Genomic DNA, 21593 nt, shown 5'->3' on the forward strand with positions numbered 1-21593 from the left:
TGGTCACCTAGCTTCAGCCGACGCGCTTTCCAAGTACGAGAATTCGGGTGCGCATGGCATTGACCCTCCCCCCGGCACGCACCGACTGTCAAGTGGGTGGGACGGGAGTCTCATTATGTGAGCGGAGGGCCGTTCCGCCTGCCAGGGCGACGGGCACCCCGCCCGAATACACCCCCGCGCCGCCCCCGCCCGCGAACACCGGCTCGGCGGGGCCGTCGGGCACGGGATAGCGGCCGCAGGCGAGCGCTCTGCGCAGCCGGTACTCGTCCAGCGGCCCGGAGAACGCCATGCCCTGGCCATGGGTGCACCCCATCGCGCGCAGGGCGACGACCTGCTCGGGAAGGTCCACCCCGTCGGCCACGGACTGGAGACCGAGATCGGTGGCGATCCGCAGCAGCCCGCTGGTGATCTTGTGCAGCCGGGCGGACTCGACGACTCCCTCGACCAGACTCCTGTCGAGACGCAGTACGTCGAGGGGGAGCCGCCTCAGTGCCGTGATCGCCGCGTAGCCGCTGCCGAAGCCGTCCAGGGCGATCCGCACACCGAGACGTCTGAGCGCGTTCAGCCGGCGCTCCAGCTCGTCCAGAGGGACCCTCGGATCGGTGTCGGACAGCTCGATGATCAGGCCGCCCGAGGCGAGCCCGTGCCGGGTGAGCAGGGACTCCACGGAGCCCAGCGGCATCGACCGGTCCACCAGACGCCGGGCGGTCATCCGGACCGTCACGGGCACGGCGACCCCCGCGGCGGTGCGCTCGGCGGCCTGCTCGACGGCCTCGTCGAGCATCCAGCGGCCGAGCTCGGCGGTCCGCTCGCTGTCCTCTGCCACCCGCAGGAACTCGGCGGGCGTGAAGAGCACGCCCTGGGAGGAACGCCAGCGCGCCTGGGCGGTGACCGACGCGATCCGGCCGTTTCCCAGCGACACCACGGGCTGGTGCAGCAGCGCGAACTCGCCGTCCTGGAGCGCGGAGCGCAGCCGGGTCGCCAGTTCCGCCTTGCGGACCACGTCCTGCTGCATCTGGGGCGCGTACAGCTCGACGCGCCCCTTGCCGGCCGCCTTCGCACGGTACATGGCGAGGTCGGCGTTGCGCAGCAGCTCACCGGCGCCGAGGCCAGGTTCGGCGAAGCCGACGCCGATGGACGCGGCGACCCGGACATCGTTGCCGTCGATACAGTAGGGCTGGGAGAGCCTGATGCGCAGACGGTCGGCGAGTTCCAGTATCTGCTGCTCACGGGCGGTGCGGTCGCGTCCTCCGTCACCGACGATGAGGGCGGCGAACTCGTCCCCGCCGAGCCGGGCGGCGGTGTCGCCGTGCCGGACGGAGTCCTGGAGTCTGCGGGCTGCCTGCACGAGCAGTTCGTCGCCGGCCTGGTGCCCGATCGTGTCGTTGACGGCCTTGAAGCCGTCGAGGTCGATGAACAGGACGGCGGTGCCCCGGTCGGTGGAGCGGCGCCCGGACAGCGCCTGCTGGACGCGCCGGGTGAACAGCGCGCGGTTGGGCAGGTCGGTGAGCGGGTCGTGCTCGGCGTTGTGCTGCAACTGCGCCTGTAGCCGCACGCGTTCGGTGACGTCACGGCTGTTGAAGATGAGGCCGCCGTGGTGCCGGTTGACGGTGGACTCCACGTTGAGCCAGCCGCCGTCGCCGGACCGGAACCGGCACTCGATCCGGGTGGTGGGTTCCTCGGCCTGGCTGGCCGCGAGGAAGCGCCGCACCTCGTGGACCACGCAGCCGAGGTCCTCGGGGTGGATGAGCGAGGCCAGCTCGGAGCCGACGAGTTCCTCGGCGTCCCGGCCGTAGACCCCGGCGGCGGCCGGGCTGACGTATCTCAGGATGCCGTTCGGAGCGGCGATCATGATGACGTCGCTCGACCCCTGCACCAGGGAGCGGAAGTGGTTCTCCTTCTGGGCCAGTTCCTGGGTGAGGGTGATGTTGTCGAGCAGCATGATGCCCTGGCGCACGACGAGGGCGAGCACGACCAGGCCGGCGGTGACCAGCACCACGCGGTCCACCCGGCGTCCGTTCAGGATGTTGTAGAGGATCCCCAGCGTGCAGACGGCGGCGGCCAGGTAGGGCGTCAGCGCGGCCAGTGATCCGGTGATGGGCCGTGCCGCCTGGGAGCGGCCGGATCCGGGGCCCTGGGGGTTCGGGTGCGCGGCTCCGTCGTGCGGCGGCCCGTGGAGGCCGTCCGGCTCCTCGTGCCGCCCCTGGCCCTCGTGGGACCCGTGCTCCTGCCGCGGGGCCTCGCGGTCGTACGGCGGACGGGTCCCCCGCGGTCCGGGCGAGGCGTGACTTCCCGGGGGTCCGTGCTGCCCTTCCCTGCGCTGTCCCGGGATGCCCTCGTGCACCACGCGCGCGTGCTCCCGAGAGTCCTGCTCGTCCGGTTCGCGCAGGTCGGGCCCGCGCAGATCCGGGCCGTACGCGTCGATGCCGTGCTCGCCCGTGCCGTGATCCTCACTCTCGCCGCCGTGCCGGGTGACGACCCAGGGGGCGTACGCGAGGAGCAGCGAGCCGGCGAACCAGCCCGCGTCGAGGAGCTGGCCCGAGTGGTAGGTGTTGTGCAGGAGGGGCGAGGTGAACAGCGCGTCGCACATCACGGTCAGGGCGAGCGCCCCGATCGCCGTGTTCACCGCCGACCTGTTCACCGACGAGCGCCTGAAGTGCAGTGCGAGCACCATGCTGACCAGGGCGATGTCCAGCAGCGGGTACGCGAGCGACAGCGCGGTGTGGGCGACGCTCGGCCCGTCGAACTTCGCGGCCTGGGCGAGGGCCAGACTCCAGGACAGGGTGAGCAGCGATCCGCCGATCAGCCAGGCGTCCAGCGCGAGACACACCCAGCCCGCCTTGGTGACGGGCCGCTTGGCGAGCACCAGAAGTCCCACGATGGCGGGCGGCGCGAAGCAGAGGAAGAAGAGATCGGCGTAGCTCGGGGTGGGCACGGGACGGTCGAGGACGACCTCGTACCACCCCCAGACCAGGTTTCCGAGCGAGGCCATCGCCGAGGAGAGCGCGAACAGGAGCCAGGCGGGTCGAAAACGGCTGCGGCGGCTGCGAGCGTAGAGGAAGCAGGAGACCGCCGCGGTGCCCGCGGCGACGCTCAGCCCGAAGTCGCCCATGACCAGCGCCAGACTCGCGGAACCCCAGTCGAGCGCGGAACCGACGGCGTATCCCGCGCACAGCAGGGCCAGCGCGAGTTGCGAGAACAGGCCCGTCCCGCCGTCGAAGACCGTCCGACGGGTCAGCAGCGCTCCCGGGGAACTCACCGGGCCCACCGGGTCCGCGCCCCGGGGTCCCGCTGGTCCCGGTGCGCCGGATGCCCGTGCCTGCGGCGGCCCGGGTGCCTGCGGTGGTGATGGCTGCCGCGGCTGTGCGTGGCCGCGCGCCAGGGTCGTCGGCGGCGGCCCCGCCGCGTCGGATCGTCGGTCCATAGGCCGTGCATCGCCCGTCGCCCCCCTCGCAGTCTCATGTCCGTCCCCGGCGCCGAACGGTGCGCGGCGCAGCCCCTGTCGGGACGATACACCAGTCTCGTCACTCAGGGACATAGTTCCTCTACGCTCCGTAACGACCAGGGACTATGCCGCCACTGCCCGCATCCGGAGGACTCCGGAGGGTGCCCGAAGCGGACGCGGGGCGAACGGACGGTTGCTCAGGTGCCGGTGGTAAGGACCACGTTGCGCAGCGGCTCCCGGTTCACGAAGCGGGTCAGCTGATCCGCCAGCAGCCGCTTGGCGCGCGGCCAGAACGCCGAAGTCGGCCCCCCGACGTGGGGGCTGATCAGCAGGCCGGGCACGTGCCACAACGGGTGCCCCGGGGGCAGCGGTTCGGGGTCGGTGACGTCGAGGGCCGCGGTGATGCGCCCGCTCTTCAGCTCGCCGAGCAGCGCGTCCGTGTCGACGACGGGGCCGCGGGCCACGTTCACCAGGAGCGCGCCGTCCTTCATCCGGGACAGGAAGTCGGCGTTCACCAGGCCGCGGGTGCTGTCCGTGAGTGGCGTGGACAGGATGACGACGTCGAACTCGGGCAGCAGGGACGGCAGTTCGGCGAGGGGGCGCACGGGACCGCGCGCCGTGGCACGGGCGGAGCGTGCGATGCGCGCGACCCGCGCGAGCTCGAAGGGCGCGAGCCTGTCCTCGATGGCGGACCCGATCGACCCGTACCCCACGATGAGTACGGACTTGTCGGCCAGCGAGGGACGGAACCCCGAGCGCCACTCCTGCTTGTCCTGGCCCCGCACGAAGTCGGGGATCCCGCGCAGCGAGGCGAGGACCAGGGCGAGGGTGAGTTCCGCGGTGCTCGCCTCGTGCACCCCGCGGGCGTTGCACAACACCACCCCGGAAGGAAGGGACTTGAGGCTCGGCAGGACGTGGTCGACGCCGGCTGAGAGTGTCTGCACGGCCTGGAGCGACGTCATTTCGGCCATCGGCCGCCGCGAGACGGCGGGGGGCTTCATGTAGGGCACGACGTAGAACGCGCAGTCGGCCGGATCCGCGGGGAACTCCGGGCCGCCGTCCCAGAAGCGGTAGTAGGGGCCCTCGGGCAGTCCGTCGATCTCGTCCTCGTGGAAGGGGAGCCAGACATCGGAAGTCATGGTCAGGAGGTTATGCCAGGCGCTCATGCGCGCAGAGGTTAGGTTGGGGGCCGGCAGAAGGAGGATCACGGCCAGGTGGAGCGCAGAACGATCGGGGCCGCGGCGCTCGATGTGGGGGCGGTCGGACTCGGATGCATGCCGATGAGCTGGGCCTACACCGGGTCACAACGGCGTGGCGAGGAGTCGCTGCGCGCGGTGAACGCGGCACTGGACCGGGGGTCGACGCTGCTCGACACGGCCGACATGTACGGGCCCTTCACCAATGAGCTGCTCGTGGGGCGCGTACTGAAGGAGCGGCGCTCCGAGGCCTTCGTGTCGACCAAGGTCGGTCTGCTGGTGGGCGATCAGCACCTCGTGGCCAACGGCCGCCCCGGCTATGTGAAACGGGCGTGCGACGCGTCGCTGCGCCGGCTCCAGACGGACGTGATCGATCTCTACCAGCTGCACCGCGCGGATCCGGAAGTGCCGGTCGAGGAGACCTGGGGCGCGATGGCCGAGCTCGTCGCGGCCGGAAAGGTCCGCTCGCTCGGGCTGTGCGCGGTGGGGGCCGGGTCCGGCCGCCGGGCGTGGGCGCGGCCGCACGACGAAACGATCCGGCTGCTGGAGCGGGTGCAGCAGGTCTTCCCGGTGAGCACGGTGCAGGCCGAGCTGTCGGTGTGGTCCGCGGAGGCGCTGGACACGCTGCTGCCGTGGTGCACGGCGCGCGGTGTCGGGTTCCTGGCCGCGATGCCGCTCGGCAACGGCTTCCTGACCGGCACCCTGACCCCCGGGGAGGGCTTCGAGCCCGACGATCCGCGGGCCCGCCATCCCCGCTTCACCGCCGAGATGATGGCCGCGAACCAGCCCATCGTCGTCGGTCTGCGGCGCGTCGCGCGGCGCCACGGGGACGGCGCCCGGCCCGTCACGCCGGCGCAGGTGGCACTGGCCTGGGTCCTGGCGCAGGGTCCGCAGGTCGTCCCGGTGCCGGGGGCCAAGCGGGAGCGCTGGGTCACCGAGAACGCGGGGGCGGCCGGACTACGCCTGACGGCGGACGATCTGGCCGAGGTGGCGGGGCTGCCGGGGGCGCTGGGATCCTGGGACTGAGCGGTGCTTCCGGAGCCCGGCGCGGATCGCCCGTCCGGGACCGCCGGGAACCCGTGGAACGCGAGCGGTGTATGAACAGGAGGACCGCCGCGTCGAAGGGATTCCGATGGTGCAAGTTCGAGCAGTGACAGTCGTGTTGGCCACGACCGCGCTTCTGCTGACGGCCGGCTGCTCCTCCGGCGGCAGTCCGGGCCCGGCCGGCCCGGGCGTGCCCGCCGGCACCGGGAGCCCGTCGCCGCACTCGTCGTCCGCCGGGAGCGCCGCCCCCGAGCCGACGCCGCCCGCGAAGGGCTCGGTGAAGGTCCTGCGCACCGTCACCGAGGATCTCGACACCCCCTGGGGCCTCGCGCCGCTGCCCGGGGGCGGTCTGCTGGTGTCCTCGCGGGACAAGGGGACGATCACCCGGATCGACGAGAAGACCGGCGCGAAGACTCTGCTGGGCGACGTGGCCGGGGTGGCCCCGGCCGGTGAGGGCGGCCTCCTGGGCATAGCGCTCTCGCCGGACTACGCCTCCGACCACATGATCTACGCGTATCTGACGACGGCCTCCGACAACCGCATCGTCCGCGTGCTGTACGACGAGCGGAAGCCGGCCGGCGAGCAGCTGGGCGCGCCGGACACGATCTTCAAGGGCATCCCCAAGGGCGTGATCCACAACGGCGGCCGGATCGCCTTCGGCCCCGACAGGATGCTGTACGCGGGCGCGGGCGAGACGGGCGACCGGGGGCTCGCCCAGGACAGGAAGTCGCTCGGCGGGAAGATCCTGCGCATGACGCCGGAGGGCGAGCCCGCGCCGGGCAATCCGTTCCCCGGCTCGGTCGTGTACTCGTACGGGCACCGCAACGTCCAGGGTCTCGCCTGGGACGACAAACAGCGGCTGTGGGCCTCGGAGTTCGGCCAGGACACCTGGGACGAGCTGAACCAGATCAAGCCGGGCGACAACTACGGCTGGCCGGTGGTGGAGGGCATCGGGCACAACCCGAAGTACCACGATCCGATCTTCCAGTGGCACACCGACGAGGCCTCCCCGAGCGGGATCGCCTACGCCGGGGGGTCCATCTGGATGGCGGCGCTCAGGGGGCAGCGCCTGTGGCGCATCCCGTTGAACGGCACCAAGGCGTCCGCGCCGCCCCAGGCCTTCCTGAAGGACAAGTACGGCCGCCTGCGCACGGTCGTCTCGGCGGGCGGCGACCGGCTCTGGCTGACCACGAGCGAGACCGACGGCCGCGGCACCCCCGTGAAGGGCGACGACCGGCTGCTGGAGCTGGAGGTCAAGTAGCGCGGCCGGGACCGGTGTTCAGCCCGCCGTCCGGGCGGCCGGGGTGTCCGGGGCATCCGGGACGTCCGGCGGGAAGAGCCGCAGCCTGTGGGCCAGGGCCGCCGCCTCTCCCCGTCCCGAGACATCCAGCTTGGCCAGGATGTTCGAGACATGGACGCTGGCCGTCTTCGGGGAGATGAAGAGTTCCTCGGCGATCCGGCGGTTGCTGCGGCCCGCGGCGACCAGGCGCAGGACATCGCGCTCCCTGCTGGTGAGGCCGAACGCGTCCGACGGGTCGGCGGGGGCGGTACGGGACCGGGCGGGCGTGTGCTCCAGGGTGAGGCGGGCGCGCTGGGCGAGCAGGGCGACGGCCTCGGCGAGCGGGCGGGCGCCGAGGTGTCCGGCGGTGGCGCCCGCCAGCCGGAGGAGTTCCGCGGCGCGGGCGCGCTCGTCGTCGTCCGCGCCCGTGAGCAGCAGTGCCTCGGCCAGCCTGAGGCGGACGCGGGCAAGGTCGTAGGGGCGCTCCAGGGGTTCGACGGCTCCGGCCACCGCAGACCACTGCTCCGGGCTGCTCGCGCCGTCGGCCCGCCGGAGCTCTGCGCTCAGCCAGTCGGCGTGGGCGAGCCAGACGGGCGCTCCGGTGGCCAGGGTTCTCGCGGCCGCGCGGATACGTTCCAGGGCCGAAGCACGGCCGGGGCCCGCGACGGGCAGACCGCGGGCGTCGGCCTCGGCGGTGACGGCGGCCAGCAGCAGCGGCCAGGCGTAGCGCTGGGTACCGGGCGGGAAGCCCGCGGCCAGGGCCTCCTCCAGGACGGTACGGGCGTCGAGGAAGCGGCCCTCGCCCGCGGCGATGCCGATGGTGGTGCACAGCAGCGGCAGGGAGTGCTGGGGCATCGGGTCATGGGTGCCGAAGTGGGCCCGGGCCGCGGCCAGTTGACGGCCGGCTTCGATGAGGTCGCCGCGGGCCAGGGCGACGGGCGCGAGACGGGAGGCGCCCACACCCGAGGCCTTGCCGCCGAGTCCGACGGCCAGGGCGTTGCGCGCGGCCTCGGCGGCCTCGTCCCAGCGGCCGAGCGCGTACAGCGATTCGGAGAGATTGCCCCAGACCCAGGCCTGGGTGTCCAACAGGCCGTTCCGGCAGGCGAGTTCGATGCCCTCGCGCAGGATCGCGACGGCCTCGCGGGAGCGGCCGACGGACTCCAGGTGCGAGGGCAGGTTGATGTGCAGCCGGCCCACGACGTACGCGGCGCCATGGCGGCTGGCCCGCTCCCTGACCCCGTACATCTCCGCGAGCCCGGCCTCGGTCTCCCCCGCGTCGACCATCAGGCCGCCGAGGGTGAGCCGGGCGTTCAGCTCGGTGTCCCGGGCGCCCACCATGTGCGCGTACTCCACGGCGCGTTCGGCCGCGGAGAGGGCGCCGTGACCCGGCTGGTGGACCATGCACCAGGCGGCCACCATGGAAAGGACCTCGGCGTGCACCTGGGACGGCGGCAGACCGCGCACCAGGTCCTGTGCGGTGGCGAGTTCCGTCCAGCCGTCGCCGCGGACCTGTGCCTGGACGAGCCGGGAGCGCTGGACCCAGAACCAGGCGGCGCGCAGCGGGTCGTGCTCGTCCTCCAGGAGGTGCAGCGCCCGCTTGGTCGTCTTCAGGGCTCGTTCGCGTTCCCCGCACAGCCGGCCGGCGACGGCGGCCTCGGCCATCAGGTCCAGGTAGCGCAGGGGCGCGGCCGCGCAGTCACGGCCGGCGGGACTCTCCCCGCACTCCTGCGGCCGCGGGGGCGGATAGGCCTCCACGTAGTCGATGGGGCGCAGTTCGGCCCGTACGGTGTCGGGGACCGCCTCCCACAGCTCCATCGCCCTTTCCAGGAGCCGCAGTTGCTCGGAGTGGGCGTGGCGGCGGCGGGCCTCGACCGAGGCGTCGAGGACGGCGGGCAGCGCCTTGGCCCCGTCGTGGGCGTGGTACCAGTAGCTGGCCAGCCGGGTGACGCGCTCGTCGGCCGGTACGAGTGCCGGATCGGCCTCGAGGGCCTCGGCGTAGCGGCGGTTGAAGCGGGAGCGCTCGCCGGGCAGCAGGTCGTCGCTGACGGCCTCGCGGACCAGGGAGTGGCGGAAGCGGTAGCCGTCGCCGCCGGGTGAGGCGATCAGGATGTTGGCACCGACGCAGGCGCGCAGGGCCTCGATGAGGTCGTCCTCGGCGAGTCTGGCCACGGCGGCGAGCAGGGGGTACTCGACGGTGCTGCCGCCCTCGGCGACGGTCCGGGCGATCCGCTGGGCACTCTCGGGCAGTCCCTCGACGCGGACGAGAAGCAGGTCGCGCAGGGTGTCCGTGAGCCCGGTGGGACAGCCCTCGCGGGCGGCGACGGCGAGTTCCTCGACGAAGAACGCGTTGCCGTCGGAGCGGGCGAAGATGTCGTCGGCCCGGGCGGTGTCGGGTTCACGGGCGAGGATCCCGGCGATCTGACGGCCGACCTCGGCCCGGTTGAAACGGCCCAGCTCGATGCGGCGGACCGTGCGGAGACGGTCGAGCTCGGCGAGCAGGGGGCGCAGCGGATGGCGGCGGTGGATGTCGTCGGCGCGGTAGGTGGCGATCACGACGAGGCGGCCGCCGCGCAGCGTGCGGAAGAGGTAGGCGAGCAGGTGGCGGGTGGAGGCGTCGGCCCAGTGCAGGTCCTCGAGCACGACGACGACCGTGCGGTCCGCGGCGACGCGCTCCAGCAGGCGGGCGGTGAGCTCGAAGAGGCGGGCCGTGCCGTCCTCCTCGTACTGCCGTCCCCTGGTCGTCTGCGCGAGCTCGGGGAGCAGACGGGCGAGTTCCTCCTCCTGTCCGGCGGCCGCGGCGGCGAACTCGTCGGGCAGGGTGCGGCGCAGGGCGCGCAGGGCGGTGGAGAACGGTGCGAAGGGCAGGCCGTCGGCGCCGATCTCGACACAGCCGCCGCAGGCGACGACGGCGCCCTCGCGGGTGGCGGCGGCCGCGAACTCCTCCAGGAAGCGGGTCTTCCCGACGCCCGCCTCGCCGCCGAGCAGGAACGCCTGGGGCTCTCCCCCGGTGCCGGACGCCTTTGAGGCACTGCCGGCGGCGGCGCGGGCGAGCGCGTCGTTCAACACCTCCAGTTCGTCGGAGCGGCCGACGAACACCGGGCTGACGGACCTGGTCTCCACGGGCCCGAGCATGGCACAGGAGTCCGGGAGGAGGTCAGCGGTTATCGGGACGGCGGGCAGTACCCTTCCCGCCGTCGGACCGCCCACTCCCGCGGTCGGACCGCCCCGGCCCACCGTCGGACCGCCCCGGCCCATCGTCGGACCACGCCCGTCGGCCGTCGGACCGCCCACTCCCAGCGTCGGACCGCCCGGGCCCGCAGTCGGAGCACCCCCGCCGGCCGTCGGAGCATCCCCGTCGGCCGTCCGGCCGACGCCTTCCGGTGTCCTGCCGCCGGCTCCCGGCGGAAGGCGGCCGACCGCCGCGGGGCCGCCGGGGCCGCCGTCCCGTACGCCCCGTGGGCGGCCGGACTGCGCCCGGCCGTCCACGGGTGCCCGGGCGCTCACGCGGTGCGGGCGAACCGGTGCCGGCGGGGGCGGTCGCTATGGGCCCGTTCCCCGGCGTCGCCCTGTGCGTTCTCGCGGGCGGCGCGGCGGGCGGCCCGGCGGCCGCTCGCGGCCTCCCTGGCGAGCCGGTGGGTCTGGGCCTCGCGGATCAGGTCCGCGGAACGCATGCGGTGGAGCTCGTACTCGAACATCTCGTACCCCTTGTGAAGAGTCGGTTCCGGTCTCGCTCGTTGCGATGCCTCAACCTTCTTCTCCCAGGGGGGTGCGCCACATCGGGAGAGTTCCGCATCTTGGGAACGCGAAGGGCCTTAGGGCGGCGGCCGGTTTCCCGCGCCGGCCCTAAGGCCCCTCAGAGTCGTCCCGGTCTACGGGGTTCAGCTGGTGGACGGCAGTCCGAGGATGACGTCGGAGTACTTGGCGACCGCGAGCACCAGTCCTACGACGCCCAGCGACACGCCGGCCCAGGCGACGGACTTGATCCAGGCCGCCTGCGGCTTGCCGGGGACGCCGAACGCGGGCCGGACCAGCACGAAGACGCCGACGATCAGCGCGGCCAGCGCGAAGAGGCCGCCGATCAGCGCGGTGGTCGCCCAGGCGTCGCCGTAGACCGCCTTGACCTGCTTGGCGACGCTCGCGGTCGAGGAGGTCTGGAGCTGGCCGACCAGGGTCGAGCGGGCGGCGGCCACGGTGGCGACCCAGCTGCCGGTCAGCGACACCACGCCGAGCCCGGCGGACACGACCGCCGCGGCGCCCTGGCCGACACCGGCGTCCTGTCCCGCGTCGGCGGCGTCGGCACCGCTCACGGGGTTCTCTTCCGGCTCGCCCTGTTCGTCGAGGTCCGCGTCGGTCTCGTCGCGCTCCTCGGCCTCGGCCGTAGTCCCTTCGTCGGTGGACGCCGCGGCCGTGCCGGCCTCGGTGACGTCCACGGTCCGCTCGTCGCGCTTCGCCTCGGTACCGGTCTCTGCCCCGGCCTCGTCAACTGTCTTGGTTCCCATGCGGGCACCGTACGGACGCAGTCTGAGAGGTTCCTTAATGATCCTTGTGGGCGGCGTCCGCGCGTGCGGCACGCCACTCGGGGGCGAGCACGGACCACACCTCGAGGTCGTGCCGGACCCCGTCGTGGGAGTGCTTCTGCCGGAATACGCCGTCCCGGCTCATGCCGAGCCGCCGGGCCACGTTCAGGCTCGGGACGTTGCCCGCCGCCGCGACCCACTCGACCCGGTGGATCCCGCGCTCCTCGACCGCCCAGTCGATGAGGATCCGCATCGCGCGGGTCACCAGACCGCGCCCGGAGGCGGCGGGTTCCAGCCAGCAGCCGACCTCGCAGTTGCCCTGATCGGCGTCGAAGTTCAGGAAGAGCACACCGCCCACGAGCTTCCCCTCGAGCCACAGGCCGTGCAGGGACCCGGTGCCGGCGGCGCGCAGGTCGGCGTGCCTCTGGAGCTGCGCCCGCGCCGACGTCAGGTCCGTGGAACGGGCGCCGAAGGAGATGAACTGCCCGATGAACTCGCGTCCGCGGTCCAGATGCGCGAGGAACTCCTCCGCGTGCCAGGGCTCCAGCGGCCGAAGCTGCGCACCGTCGTCACCCAGGGATATCGCGTACATCCCGCTACCGCTCCTTCGTCGTCACGTCCGTCGCCCCCGCGTCGGTCACCCCGTCGTCCGCCGCCGTGGCATCCGCGGCCTCGGCGTCCGCCGCCGCGCGGCCCAGTACGTCCGCCGCCTCGGCGTCCGTGGCCTCGGCCAGCCTCTCATGCGCGGCCCTGCACTCGGGCGGCTCGATGCTGATGCGCGGCAGCCGCTTGTCGAGGGCGCGGGGCAGCCACCAGTTGGCGTCGCCGAGCAGGTGCATGAGGGCGGGGACGAGGAGCGTGCGCAGGACGAAGGCGTCCAGCGCGACGGCGGCGGCGAGGGCGATGCCGAACATCGCGATGACGCGGTCGCCGCTGAGCACGAAGGCGAGGAAGACCGAGATCATGATGACGGCGGCGGAGTTGATCACCCGGCTGGTCTCGGCGAGCCCGACGCGTACGGCACGCCGGTTGTCGCCGGTCTCCAGCCACTCCTCGTACATCCGGCTGACCAGGAAGACCTGGTAGTCCATGGAGAGCCCGAAGAGCACCGACACCATGATCACCGGCAGGAACGGCTCGATCGGGCCCGCGCGGCCGAGGCCGAGCAGTTCGCTCCCCCAGCCCCACTGGAAGATCGCGACGACGACTCCGAAGGCGGCCGCGACGGCGGCGATGTTCATGGCCGCGGCCTTGAGCGGGATGCCGATCGACCGGAACGCGAGCAGCAGCAGGACGCAGCCGAGGCTGATCACGACGCCGACGAAGAGCGGGAGCTTGCCGACGATGACGCCCGCGAAGTCGTCGTAGCTCGCCGTCACACCGCCGACCTGTACGTCGAGACCGGTGCCCGACTCGGCGCGGGGCAGGACGTCGGTACGCAGCCGGTCGACGAGATCGCTGGTCTTCTGGGACTGCGGCGCGGAGGCCGGGACGACGGTGAGGAAGGCGGTGTCACCGGCGCCGTTGTACGTCACCGGGGTCGCCGAGGCGACACCCTCGGTGGCCCGCAGCGTGGCGTCCAGGTTGTCCAGGGCGAGCCTGTCCTCGGCGCCGCCGACCTTGGTGACGAGCGTCAGGGGCCCGTTGACGCCGGGACCGTAGCCCTGCGAGATCAGGTCGTACGCCTGCCGGGTGGTCGTCGTCCTCGGGTCGTTGCCCTGGTCGGAGGTGCCCAGGTGGAGGGAGAACGTGGGGATGGCGAGCACGGCCATCACGACGACGGCCACGACACCGAGCAGCTTGGGGTGGCGCTCCACGAAGGCGGACCAGCGGGCGGCGAACCCGGTGGCCATCTCCGGCTCCGGTCCGTGTTCCTCCAGCCGCCGCCGTTCGCGCCGGCTGAGCGCGCGTGGACCGATGAAGGAGAGCAGCGCGGGCAGCAGGGTCACGGAGGCCGCGACGGTCAGGACGACGGTCAGGGAGGCCGCGATCGCCACGCCGTTGAGGAAGCTGAGCCGCAGGATGAGCATGCCCAGCAGGGCGATGCAGACGGTGGCGCCGGCGAAGACGACCGCGCGTCCGGTGGTGGCGACGGCGTTCTGCGCAGCCTCGGCCACCGTCAGCCCGCGTTTGAGACCACGCCTGTGCCTGGTCACGATGAACAGCGCGTAGTCGATCCCGACGCCGAGGCCCACCAGCATGCCCAGCATGGGGGCGAAGTCGGCGACGGTCATGGCGTGCCCGAGGAGCACGATGCCGAAGTACGCCGTGCCGACGCCGATCAGGGCGGTGGCGATGGGCAGCATGGAGGCCGCGAGCGAACCGAAGGCGAGGAAGAGGACCACGGCGGCGACGGCCACGCCGACGATCTCGGCCATGTGCCCGCCGGAGGACTTGGTGAGGGCGATGGCGGTGCCGCCGAGCTCGACGTCGAGTCCCTTGGCCTCTGCGGCCTTGGCGGTGCTGACGACGGCCTGGACCTCGCCCTTGTCGAGGTTCTCGGCCCGGTCGGCGAAGGTGATCGTCGCGTACGCCGTCCGGCCGTCCTGGCTGATCCGGCCCACCGAGTCGGCCCGGCCCGACCCCTGGTGGGTGTACGGGCTGTCGACGGAGGCCACTCCGGGGAGCTTCTCGATCTTGTCGAGGGCCTGGGTCATGCTCTGCTCGACGTCGGCCGAGCGCACCGTGCCCGGGGAGGTGTGCCAGACGATCGTGTCGCTGTCACCGCCGAGCCCGGGGAAGCCCTTGTTCAGGAGCTGCGTCGCCTGGCCCGATTCGGTGCCGGGGACCTCGTAGTCGTTGGAGTAGGCGGAACCCGTAACGGCAGCGGCGGCGGTCACTCCGCCGAAGGCCAGAAGCCAGAGCAGAACGGCGACGAGGCGATGCTGGACACACCACCGTGCAAGGGCTGCCACGAGCGAGCTCCCTGGGGGATTTGTGGATCTTTATCGGGAACTGCCCGCAAAGAACACATGACTAATGCGTCATCACTCTTACAGCCTGAAGTGATTCTTTGTCGCATTCGTGGGCTTACTCACAGGACTGCGTCCGAGGTCACAGGCCATTCGCGTGGCCCCGGTCACCCCGTCGGCCACAGCTCAGTCCAGCTGGTCACCCACGGCCATGACCATCACGCCGACGATCATGAGCCACAGCGCCCGCCGGGTGCGGCCCCTGGCCCCGAGCGCGGACGCTCCGGCGCACAGGACGGCCCCCGAGGCGTAGGAGAGGGGTATGAGCGCGGTCCCGGAGCCGGTGCGCATCGCCGACGCGGCGAGCCCGGCGACGGTCAGCAGGATCCCCGTCCCGACAGCGCTCCAGCGCGCCCGGCGCGCCTCGGGGTCCTGGTCCTCGTCGTCGGCGGCGGTGTCCGCCGGGGTCCGGTCCTCGTCGCCCGAGTCCGCCGGGGCCTGGACCTCACCGTCGGGGCCCGCCGGGTCCCGGTCCTGCTCGTCCTGCTCGTCCCGGTCCTGGACCTCCGGGGCCCGGACCTCCAGGGCCTGGGTCTCCGGGGTCCGGGTCCCGCGGTCGCGAGTCTCGCGGTCGTGCGTCGTGCTGTCGTGCGTCTCGGAGTCGTGCGTCGTGCTGTCGTGCGTCTCGGAGTCGGTGCTTCCACTCATGGCGCGGGAGCGTAGCGCGTTGACCTGAGCACGCCGACACAGACCCCAGGGGGCGCATCGGCCACGATGCACCCCCTGGGATGTGGGAAAACCCGGAACGAACCTGGACCTCAGCCCTCGGAGACGCCCAGCTTCTCCAGGATGAGCTCCTTGACGCGGGCCGCATCGGCCTGGCCACGGGTGGCCTTCATGACCGCGCCGACGAGCGCGCCGACGGCCTGGACCTTGCCGCCACGGATCTTGTCGGCGATGCCCGCGTTCCCGGCGATGGCCTCGTCGACGGCGGCGGTCAGCGCGCCCTCGTCCGAGACGACCTTCAGGCCACGCTTGTCGACGACCTCGTCCGGGGTGCCCTCGCCGGCGAGGACGCCCTCGATGACCTGACGGGCGAGCTTGTCGTTCAGATCGCCGGAGATGACCAGCTCGGCCACCCGGGCGACCTGCGCCGGGGTGATCGGCAGGTCCTCCAGGGCCGTGCCCGACTCGTTGGCGCTGCGGGCCAGCTCGCCCATCCACCACTTGCGGGCGGAGGTGGACTCGGCTCCGGCCTCGATCGTCGCGACGATCGAGTCGATGGCACCGGCGTTGAGCATCGACTGCATGTCGTGGGCGTTCGCTCCCCACTCCTCGCGCAGTCGGTTGCGGCGGGCCAGCGGCTGCTCGGGCAGCCCGCCGCGCAGCTCCTCGACCCAGTCACGGGACGGGGCGACGGGGACGAGGTCGGGCTCCGGGAAGTACCGGTAGTCCTCGGCCTCCTCCTTCACGCGGCCCGAGGTCGTGGACCCGGTGTCCTCGTGGAAGTGGCGGGTCTCCTGGATGATCGTGCCGCCGGAGTTCAGCACCGCGGCGTGACGCATGATCTCGAAGCGGGCGGCACGCTCGACGGAACGCAGCGAGTTGACGTTCTTCGTCTCGGAGCGCGTGCCGAACTTCTCACGCCCGTGCGGGCGCAGCGAGAGGTTCACGTCGCAGCGCATCTGCCCCATCTCCATGCGGGCGTCCGACACGCCGAGCGCCCGGATGAGCTCGCGCAGTTCGGCGACGTACGCCTTGGCGACCTCGGGGGCCCGCTCGCCCGCCCCCTCGATCGGCTTGGTGACGATCTCGATGAGGGGGATGCCCGCGCGGTTGTAGTCGAGCAGGGAGTGCGAGGCTCCGTGGATGCGGCCGGTGGCACCGCCGACATGCGTCGACTTGCCGGTGTCCTCCTCCATGTGGGCGCGCTCGATCTGCACACGGAAGACCTCGCCGTCCTCCAGCTGGACGTCCAGATAGCCGTTGAAGGCGATCGGCTCGTCGTACTGGGAGGTCTGGAAGTTCTTCGGCATGTCCGGGTAGAAGTAGTTCTTCCGGGCGAAGCGGCACCACTCGGCGATCTCGCAGTGCAGCGCGAGGCCGATCTTGATGGCGGACTCGACTCCGGTCGCGTTGACGACCGGGAGGGCGCCGGGCATGCCGAGGCAGGTCGGGCAGGTCTGCGAGTTGGGCTCGGCGCCCAGCTCGGTCGAGCAGCCGCAGAACATCTTCGTCTTGGTGCCGAGTTCGACATGGACTTCGAGGCCCATGACGGGGTCGTAGGTCGCGAGTGCGTCCTCGTACGACACCAGGTCGGTCGTGGTGGTCACGGTGAAAACTTCCCTCTCAGCCCAGCAGGACGTCGTCGTCGCCCAGGCGCTTGAGCTCCCGGTAGAGGATGGCGAGGCCGGTGACGATGGCGGCGGCGGACACGGCGGCGTCGATGAGGCGCAGGGTGTCGTGTTCCGTGCGGGCCTTCTTGACCTGCTTCGCGACACCGAACGCACCGAAGGCCGTTCCGGCGATGGACAGATACGTGCCGGACTTGGACTTCTTGAAACCCTTGGCCTTGGACATTGCCTTGCTCACAGCGACGGAGCCTCCTCAAGCAGCGGGTGGCCCCACTTTTCCACGAAGGCGGCCTCGACGGCGGCTCCGACCTTGTACAGACGGTCGTCCTTCAGCGCCGGGGCGATGATCTGGAGACCGACCGGGAGGTTGTCCTCGGGGGCGAGACCGCAGGGCAGCGACATGGCGGAGTTGCCGGCCAGGTTGGTCGGGATGGTGCACAGGTCCGCGAGGTACATCGCCATCGGGTCGTCGGCGCGCTCGCCGATCGGGAAGGCGGTGGTGGGCGTCGTCGGGGAGACGATCACGTCGACCTGCTCGAACGCCTTCTCGAAGTCGCGCGTGATGAGCGTACGGACCTTCTGGGCGCTGCCGTAGTACGCGTCGTAGTAGCCGGAGCTGAGCGCGTACGTGCCGAGCATGATGCGGCGCTTGACCTCGGGGCCGAAGCCGGCCTCGCGGGTGAGGGCGGTGACGTCCTCGGCGGAGCGCGTGCCGTCGTCACCCGTACGCAGGCCGTAGCGCAGGCCGTCGAAGCGGGCGAGGTTGCTGGAGCACTCGGACGGCGCGATCAGGTAGTACGCGGAGAGCGCCAGGTCGAAGGACGGGCAGTCCAGCTCGACGATCTCGGCGCCCAGTCCCTTCAGCAGCTCGACGGACTCGTCGAAACGCTGGATGACACCGGCCTGGTAGCCCTCGCCGCGGAACTGCTTGACGACACCGACACGCATGCCCGTCACGCTGCCGTTGCGGGCGGCCTCGACGACCGGCGGGACCGGCGCGTCGATGGAGGTCGAGTCGAGCGGGTCGTGCCCGGCGATGACCTCGTGCAGAAGGGCGGCGTCGAGGACCGTACGGGCGCAGGGGCCGCCCTGGTCGAGGGAGCTGGAGAACGCCACCATGCCGAAGCGGGAGACCGCGCCGTACGTCGGCTTGACGCCGACCGTGCCGGTGACGGCGGCCGGCTGGCGGATGGAGCCGCCGGTGTCGGTGCCGATGGCGAGGGGCGCCTGGTAGGAGGCGAGGGCCGCGGAGGAGCCGCCGCCCGAGCCGCCGGGGATCCGGGTGAGGTCCCAGGGGTTGCCGGTGGGTCCGTACGCGCTGTTCTCGGTGGAGGACCCCATGGCGAACTCGTCCATGTTGGTCTTGCCGAGGATCACGACGTCGGCGGCCTTCAGCCGCTTGGTGAGCGTCGCGTCGTACGGCGGGATCCAGCCCTCGAGGATCTTGGACCCGACGGTGGTCGGGATGCCCTCGGTGGTGAAGATGTCCTTGAGCGCGAGGGGCACACCGGCGAGCGGGCCGAGCTTCTCGCCGGCCTCCCGCTTGGCGTCCACGGCACGCGCCTGAGCGAGGGCGCCCTCACGGTCGACGTGCAGGAAGGCGTGCACCTTCTCGTCGACGGCCTCGATGCGGGCGAGGTGGGCCTCGGTGACCTCGACGGCGGTCAGTTCGCCCGCGGCGATCTTCCCGGCGATCTCGGCCGCGGTGAGCTTGATGATGTTGACGTTGGTGTCCGTCATGGTGATTAGTCCTCCCCCAGGATCTGCGGCACCTTGAAACGCCGCTGCTCCTGGGCCGGGGCGCCGGAGAGCGCCTGCTCGGGGGTGAGCGACGGACGGACCTCGTCCACGCGCATGACGTTCGTCAGCGGCAGCGGATGAGAGGTCGGCGGTACGTCTTGGTCGGCGACCTCGCTGACGCGGGCGACCGCGCCGATGATGTCGTCGAGCTGGCCTGCGAAGTGGTCGAGCTCTTCGCCCTTCAGCTCCAGACGCGCCAGCCGTGCGAGGTGGGCGACCTCCTCGCGCGTGATGCCAGGCATGCAGCGATCCTCTGGGGTGAGTGCGGTGTGGTTTGGCCCAATCCTATGGGGCCCGGGCCGATGCCCGCGCCCGGGTTTGCCTCCCGGCCTCCGGCCGGACGTCTCCCACCCGCGCACCACCCGTGACTGTCTCCGGACAGCCGAACTCTCCCCCGGGGGTGTCCCGCCGTCGGCGGCCGCGGCAGGGCCGCCCACAACCGACCGCCGCCGACGGCGGGACGGCCGGACGGGAGTGCCCGGCTTGCCGGATGAGGGCGACCGGGTTGTGCGTGGGTGGGCAACACCCGGCCGGAGGCCAGTGACGAGGGCCGCTACTCCGCGGCCGGCAGCGCGGCCCGCGGCCGCTGCCACCCCCGGACCCCACGCGCCAGCAGCCACGCAGTGGCCTCGTCGGGCGGCATCGCCGCGGCGACCAGCCACCCCTGGACGGCGTCACAGCCCATATCCCGCAGTCGCTCCCACGTCTCGTCGTCCTCGACGCCCTCCGCCACGACAAGGAGCCCGAGCGAATGGGCGAGGTCGACGGTGCAGCGCACGATCTCGGCGTCCTCGGCGTCCACGGCGAGCCGTGCGACGAACGACCGGTCGATCTTCAGTTCGCTGACCGGCAGCCGGCGCAGATGGACCAGGGAGGAGTAACCGGTGCCGAAGTCGTCCAGTGACATCTTCACGCCGTGCCCGGTGAGCGCCGCGAGCGTGTCGGCGGCCCGCTGCGGGTCCTCCAGGAGCACATGCTCCGTTATCTCCAATTGGAGCGCTCCCGCGGGCACTCCGTGCCGGGCGAGACGGGCGGCGACGGCCCCGGCGAACCCCGGTGTGTGGACGTCGCGCGGCGACACGTTCACCGCGACCGGCACGTACAGGCCCTGTGCCCGCCAGCGCGCGACCTGTCCGAGGGCCGTCTCCAGGACGTACTCGGTGAGGTGGGGCATCAGCCCGGACGACTCGGCGATGGCGATGAACTCGTCCGGCGGTACCTTGCCGCGCTCGGGATGCACCCAGCGGACCAGGGCCTCGAGACCGGCCACCTGTCCGTCGAAGCGGACCTTGGGCTGGTAGTGCAGTTCGACGTCACCGGTGTCCAGGGCCCGGCGCAGATCGCCGAGCAGGCCCAGCCGGTCGGGGGTGTTGGAGTCCCGCTTGGACTCGTACACCTCCACGCCCGTACGGTCCCGCTTCGCCTGGTACATCGCGATGTCCGCCAGCCGCAGCAGCCCCTCCGCGTCGAGCGCGTGGTCGGGGAAGACGGCGAGCCCGGCGCTGGCCTCCAGGACGAGGGTGAGTCCGTCCAGGTCGAGCGGCGAGCCGAGGGCCGCGACCAGGTTGCGGGCGACCCGTGTCGCCGAGGTGGTGGAGTCCGCGACCGGCAGTAAGACGGCGAACTCGTCACCGCCGAGCCGCGCGGCCTCCGCCCCGCGCGGCAGTGCGAGCCGCAGCCTCTCGGCTATCTGGAGGAGCAGGCGGTCACCGGCGAGGTGCCCCAGGGTGTCGTTCACCGAACGGAAGCGGTCCAGGTCGATGAGCAGCAGGGCGGAGCGGGCGCCGATGCGCTCGGCGTCGTCCAGCGCCGTCCAGGTGCGCTCCAGCAGCCACTGACGGTTCGGCAGCCCGGTCAGCGGGTCGCGTAGTTGCTCCTCGGCCCGCGCGCGGGCTATCCACAGGGTGGAGTCGAGGGCGATCAGCGGGATCGAGAACAGCGGCAGCAGCGTCGGCTGGGCCATCGCGACGACACAGATCAGCGGGGCGATGCCGAGCAGTGCCACGGCGACGAGACCGTGTCTGACGAGGGCCGTACGGGCGACGGTCGGCAGGCCGCCGCCCGGGGTGTTCAGATACCAGAGCAGGGCGCGGGTGACGGCGAGGTAGGCGCCGGCGACCAGCACCAGCTGGGGAGCGGCGTAGAACGTCCAGGTGCTGGGGGCCCAGGGTGTCTCGACGCTCGGGAACCGCCCGAACGACGCGAGGACCAGGGCTCCGGCGCCGATGCCGATGATGTCGACGGCGCCGTGCAGGACGCCTTGGCGCCAGCGGTTGCGGCGGGCCGTGCCCACGAGGACGACGACGGTGAGGCTGACCATGCCGGCCGGCACCCAGCCGTACAGCAGCAGGACCGCGAGGGTGAGTGCGGCGCCGGAACCGGTGCCGCCCCACCAGCGGGCCCGGCCGAGGGCGACCAGGTGACCGACGATGACGCCGGTCAGCAGCGCCAGCGCCCAGCCGACGGTGCCGCACGGGAAGAGGGCGTGATGACCGCTGAACGCGCGGTAGAAGCCCGCGCCGAGGACGAACGCGGCGGTGGCCGCGACCGCCGACGGCAGCGCGGGCCAGGACGTGTGGCGTTCGGGGTCCTGGCCGGGCAGACCGGTGCCGTGATCGGCGGCGAGAGCGCCGGGGACGGCCGGAACGGAGAACGGTGCGATGCCGGGCCCGGTGCGGGCATGGCGTTCCGAAGGCCGTCCCGTCCGCAGGCCGGTCAGCCATGCGCCGGTCGTCCGGCGCAGGCGCAACCGTGGGTCGGGAGCAGCGCTCTCGGTGGGTTCCATTCCCGTCCCTCTCACTGCCGGCGGTGCCCACGCCACACGATCCGTTGCCGGCGACAACTGCCAACGGTGCCGCGTGGGAAAACCCTTCCCCCTGCTCGTGTGCGGAGCGGAGGATGCGCCGACCGCGGCCGGACACGGCGGGCGCACACGTCAACAGTAGGCCGCGGAAGGCTTCCACGGGCAGCGGTCGTCGACGGTTGCCCGAATGCGACCTGGTCACCCGGATGACGACGATTTGCGCCGAACGGGTGGACTTCAACC

15 protein-coding genes are annotated in these 21593 nt (G+C 72.2%); 2 read left to right on the forward strand and 13 right to left on the reverse strand.

Annotated elements, in window-relative coordinates; all coding sequences use genetic code 11:
• Window positions 1-88: 88 nt before the first annotated feature.
• Complete coding sequence (locus ABZV42_RS28625; protein WP_356054211.1) at window positions 89-3259, reverse strand: EAL domain-containing protein; 3171 nt, start codon at window positions 3257-3259, stop codon at window positions 89-91.
• 383 nt (window positions 3260-3642) lie between these two features.
• Window positions 3643-4584 (reverse strand): 2-hydroxyacid dehydrogenase, encoded by a 942-nt coding sequence (locus ABZV42_RS28630; protein WP_355983338.1) that lies wholly within the window; start codon window positions 4582-4584, stop codon window positions 3643-3645.
• A 75-nt stretch (window positions 4585-4659) separates the two neighbouring features.
• Between ABZV42_RS28630 and ABZV42_RS28635 the strand changes: the two genes are divergently transcribed.
• Entirely contained in the window at window positions 4660-5667 is a 1008-nt protein-coding gene (locus ABZV42_RS28635; RefSeq protein ID WP_355983340.1) for an aldo/keto reductase, read from the forward strand.
• 106 nt (window positions 5668-5773) lie between these two features.
• A complete protein-coding gene (locus ABZV42_RS28640; protein ID WP_356054213.1) occupies window positions 5774-6946 on the forward strand; it encodes a PQQ-dependent sugar dehydrogenase in 1173 nt (390 codons plus the stop codon).
• 18 nt (window positions 6947-6964) lie between these two features.
• On the opposite strand, the gene ABZV42_RS28645 is transcribed toward ABZV42_RS28640, so the two are convergent.
• The 11 genes from ABZV42_RS28645 to ABZV42_RS28695 form a co-directional block, all read right to left on the reverse strand.
• Window positions 6965-10096 (reverse strand): AAA family ATPase, encoded by a 3132-nt coding sequence (locus tag ABZV42_RS28645; RefSeq protein WP_356054215.1) that lies wholly within the window; start codon window positions 10094-10096, stop codon window positions 6965-6967.
• Between the two features lie 368 nt (window positions 10097-10464).
• Window positions 10465-10659, reverse strand: coding sequence for a hypothetical protein (locus ABZV42_RS28650; RefSeq protein WP_356054217.1), 195 nt, complete (start codon window positions 10657-10659; stop codon window positions 10465-10467).
• Between the two features lie 183 nt (window positions 10660-10842).
• Window positions 10843-11463: a hypothetical protein gene (locus ABZV42_RS28655; protein ID WP_355983348.1), complete on the reverse strand. Its 621-nt coding sequence runs from the start codon at window positions 11461-11463 to the stop codon at window positions 10843-10845.
• A 34-nt stretch (window positions 11464-11497) separates the two neighbouring features.
• Window positions 11498-12073: a GNAT family protein gene (locus ABZV42_RS28660; RefSeq protein WP_356054219.1), complete on the reverse strand. Its 576-nt coding sequence runs from the start codon at window positions 12071-12073 to the stop codon at window positions 11498-11500.
• A 4-nt stretch (window positions 12074-12077) separates the two neighbouring features.
• The gene (locus tag ABZV42_RS28665) at window positions 12078-14396 is read right to left on the reverse strand and encodes an MMPL family transporter (protein ID WP_356054221.1); all 2319 of its coding nucleotides are present in this window, start codon (window positions 14394-14396) and stop codon (window positions 12078-12080) included.
• 183 nt (window positions 14397-14579) lie between these two features.
• Window positions 14580-15101 carry a DUF308 domain-containing protein gene (locus ABZV42_RS28670; RefSeq protein ID WP_356054223.1) on the reverse strand — a complete coding sequence of 174 codons (522 nt, stop codon included), beginning with the start codon at window positions 15099-15101 and terminating at the stop codon, window positions 14580-14582.
• A 110-nt stretch (window positions 15102-15211) separates the two neighbouring features.
• The gene (gatB, locus tag ABZV42_RS28675; protein WP_355983356.1) at window positions 15212-16726 is read right to left on the reverse strand and encodes an Asp-tRNA(Asn)/Glu-tRNA(Gln) amidotransferase subunit GatB; all 1515 of its coding nucleotides are present in this window, start codon (window positions 16724-16726) and stop codon (window positions 15212-15214) included.
• 16 nt (window positions 16727-16742) lie between these two features.
• Window positions 16743-16985, reverse strand: a complete 243-nt coding sequence (locus tag ABZV42_RS28680; RefSeq protein WP_355983358.1) for a hypothetical protein — start codon at window positions 16983-16985, stop codon at window positions 16743-16745.
• Entirely contained in the window at window positions 16982-18487 is a 1506-nt protein-coding gene (gatA, locus tag ABZV42_RS28685) for an Asp-tRNA(Asn)/Glu-tRNA(Gln) amidotransferase subunit GatA (RefSeq protein ID WP_355983360.1), read from the reverse strand. Before gatA ends, ABZV42_RS28680 begins: the two co-directional genes overlap by 4 nt.
• Window positions 18488-18492: 5 nt before the next feature.
• Entirely contained in the window at window positions 18493-18789 is a 297-nt protein-coding gene (gene gatC / locus ABZV42_RS28690) for an Asp-tRNA(Asn)/Glu-tRNA(Gln) amidotransferase subunit GatC (protein ID WP_261705575.1), read from the reverse strand.
• A 311-nt stretch (window positions 18790-19100) separates the two neighbouring features.
• Window positions 19101-21332, reverse strand: a complete 2232-nt coding sequence (locus tag ABZV42_RS28695) for a bifunctional diguanylate cyclase/phosphodiesterase (protein ID WP_355983362.1) — start codon at window positions 21330-21332, stop codon at window positions 19101-19103.
• Window positions 21333-21593 lie beyond the last annotated feature (261 nt).

It is taken from the genome of Streptomyces sp. NPDC005281, from assembly GCF_040607495.1.
GTDB lineage: Bacteria > Actinomycetota > Actinomycetes > Streptomycetales > Streptomycetaceae > Streptomyces.

Coding starts and splice junctions, on each gene's coding strand:
- ABZV42_RS28630 (WP_355983338.1), bottom strand. CDS start 4,584: ATGACTTCCGATGTCTGGCTCCCCTTCCACGAGGACGAGATCGACGGA.
- ABZV42_RS28640 (WP_356054213.1), top strand. CDS start 5,774: ATGGTGCAAGTTCGAGCAGTGACAGTCGTGTTGGCCACGACCGCGCTT.
- ABZV42_RS28645 (WP_356054215.1), bottom strand. CDS start 10,096: ATGCTCGGGCCCGTGGAGACCAGGTCCGTCAGCCCGGTGTTCGTCGGC.
- ABZV42_RS28650 (WP_356054217.1), bottom strand. CDS start 10,659: ATGTTCGAGTACGAGCTCCACCGCATGCGTTCCGCGGACCTGATCCGC.
- ABZV42_RS28655 (WP_355983348.1), bottom strand. CDS start 11,463: ATGGGAACCAAGACAGTTGACGAGGCCGGGGCAGAGACCGGTACCGAG.
- ABZV42_RS28660 (WP_356054219.1), bottom strand. CDS start 12,073: ATGTACGCGATATCCCTGGGTGACGACGGTGCGCAGCTTCGGCCGCTG.
- ABZV42_RS28670 (WP_356054223.1), bottom strand. CDS start 15,101: ATGAGTGGAAGCACCGACTCCGAGACGCACGACAGCACGACGCACGAC.
- gatA (WP_355983360.1), bottom strand. CDS start 18,487: ATGACGGACACCAACGTCAACATCATCAAGCTCACCGCGGCCGAGATC.
- gatC (WP_261705575.1), bottom strand. CDS start 18,789: ATGCCTGGCATCACGCGCGAGGAGGTCGCCCACCTCGCACGGCTGGCG.
- ABZV42_RS28695 (WP_355983362.1), bottom strand. CDS start 21,332: ATGGAACCCACCGAGAGCGCTGCTCCCGACCCACGGTTGCGCCTGCGC.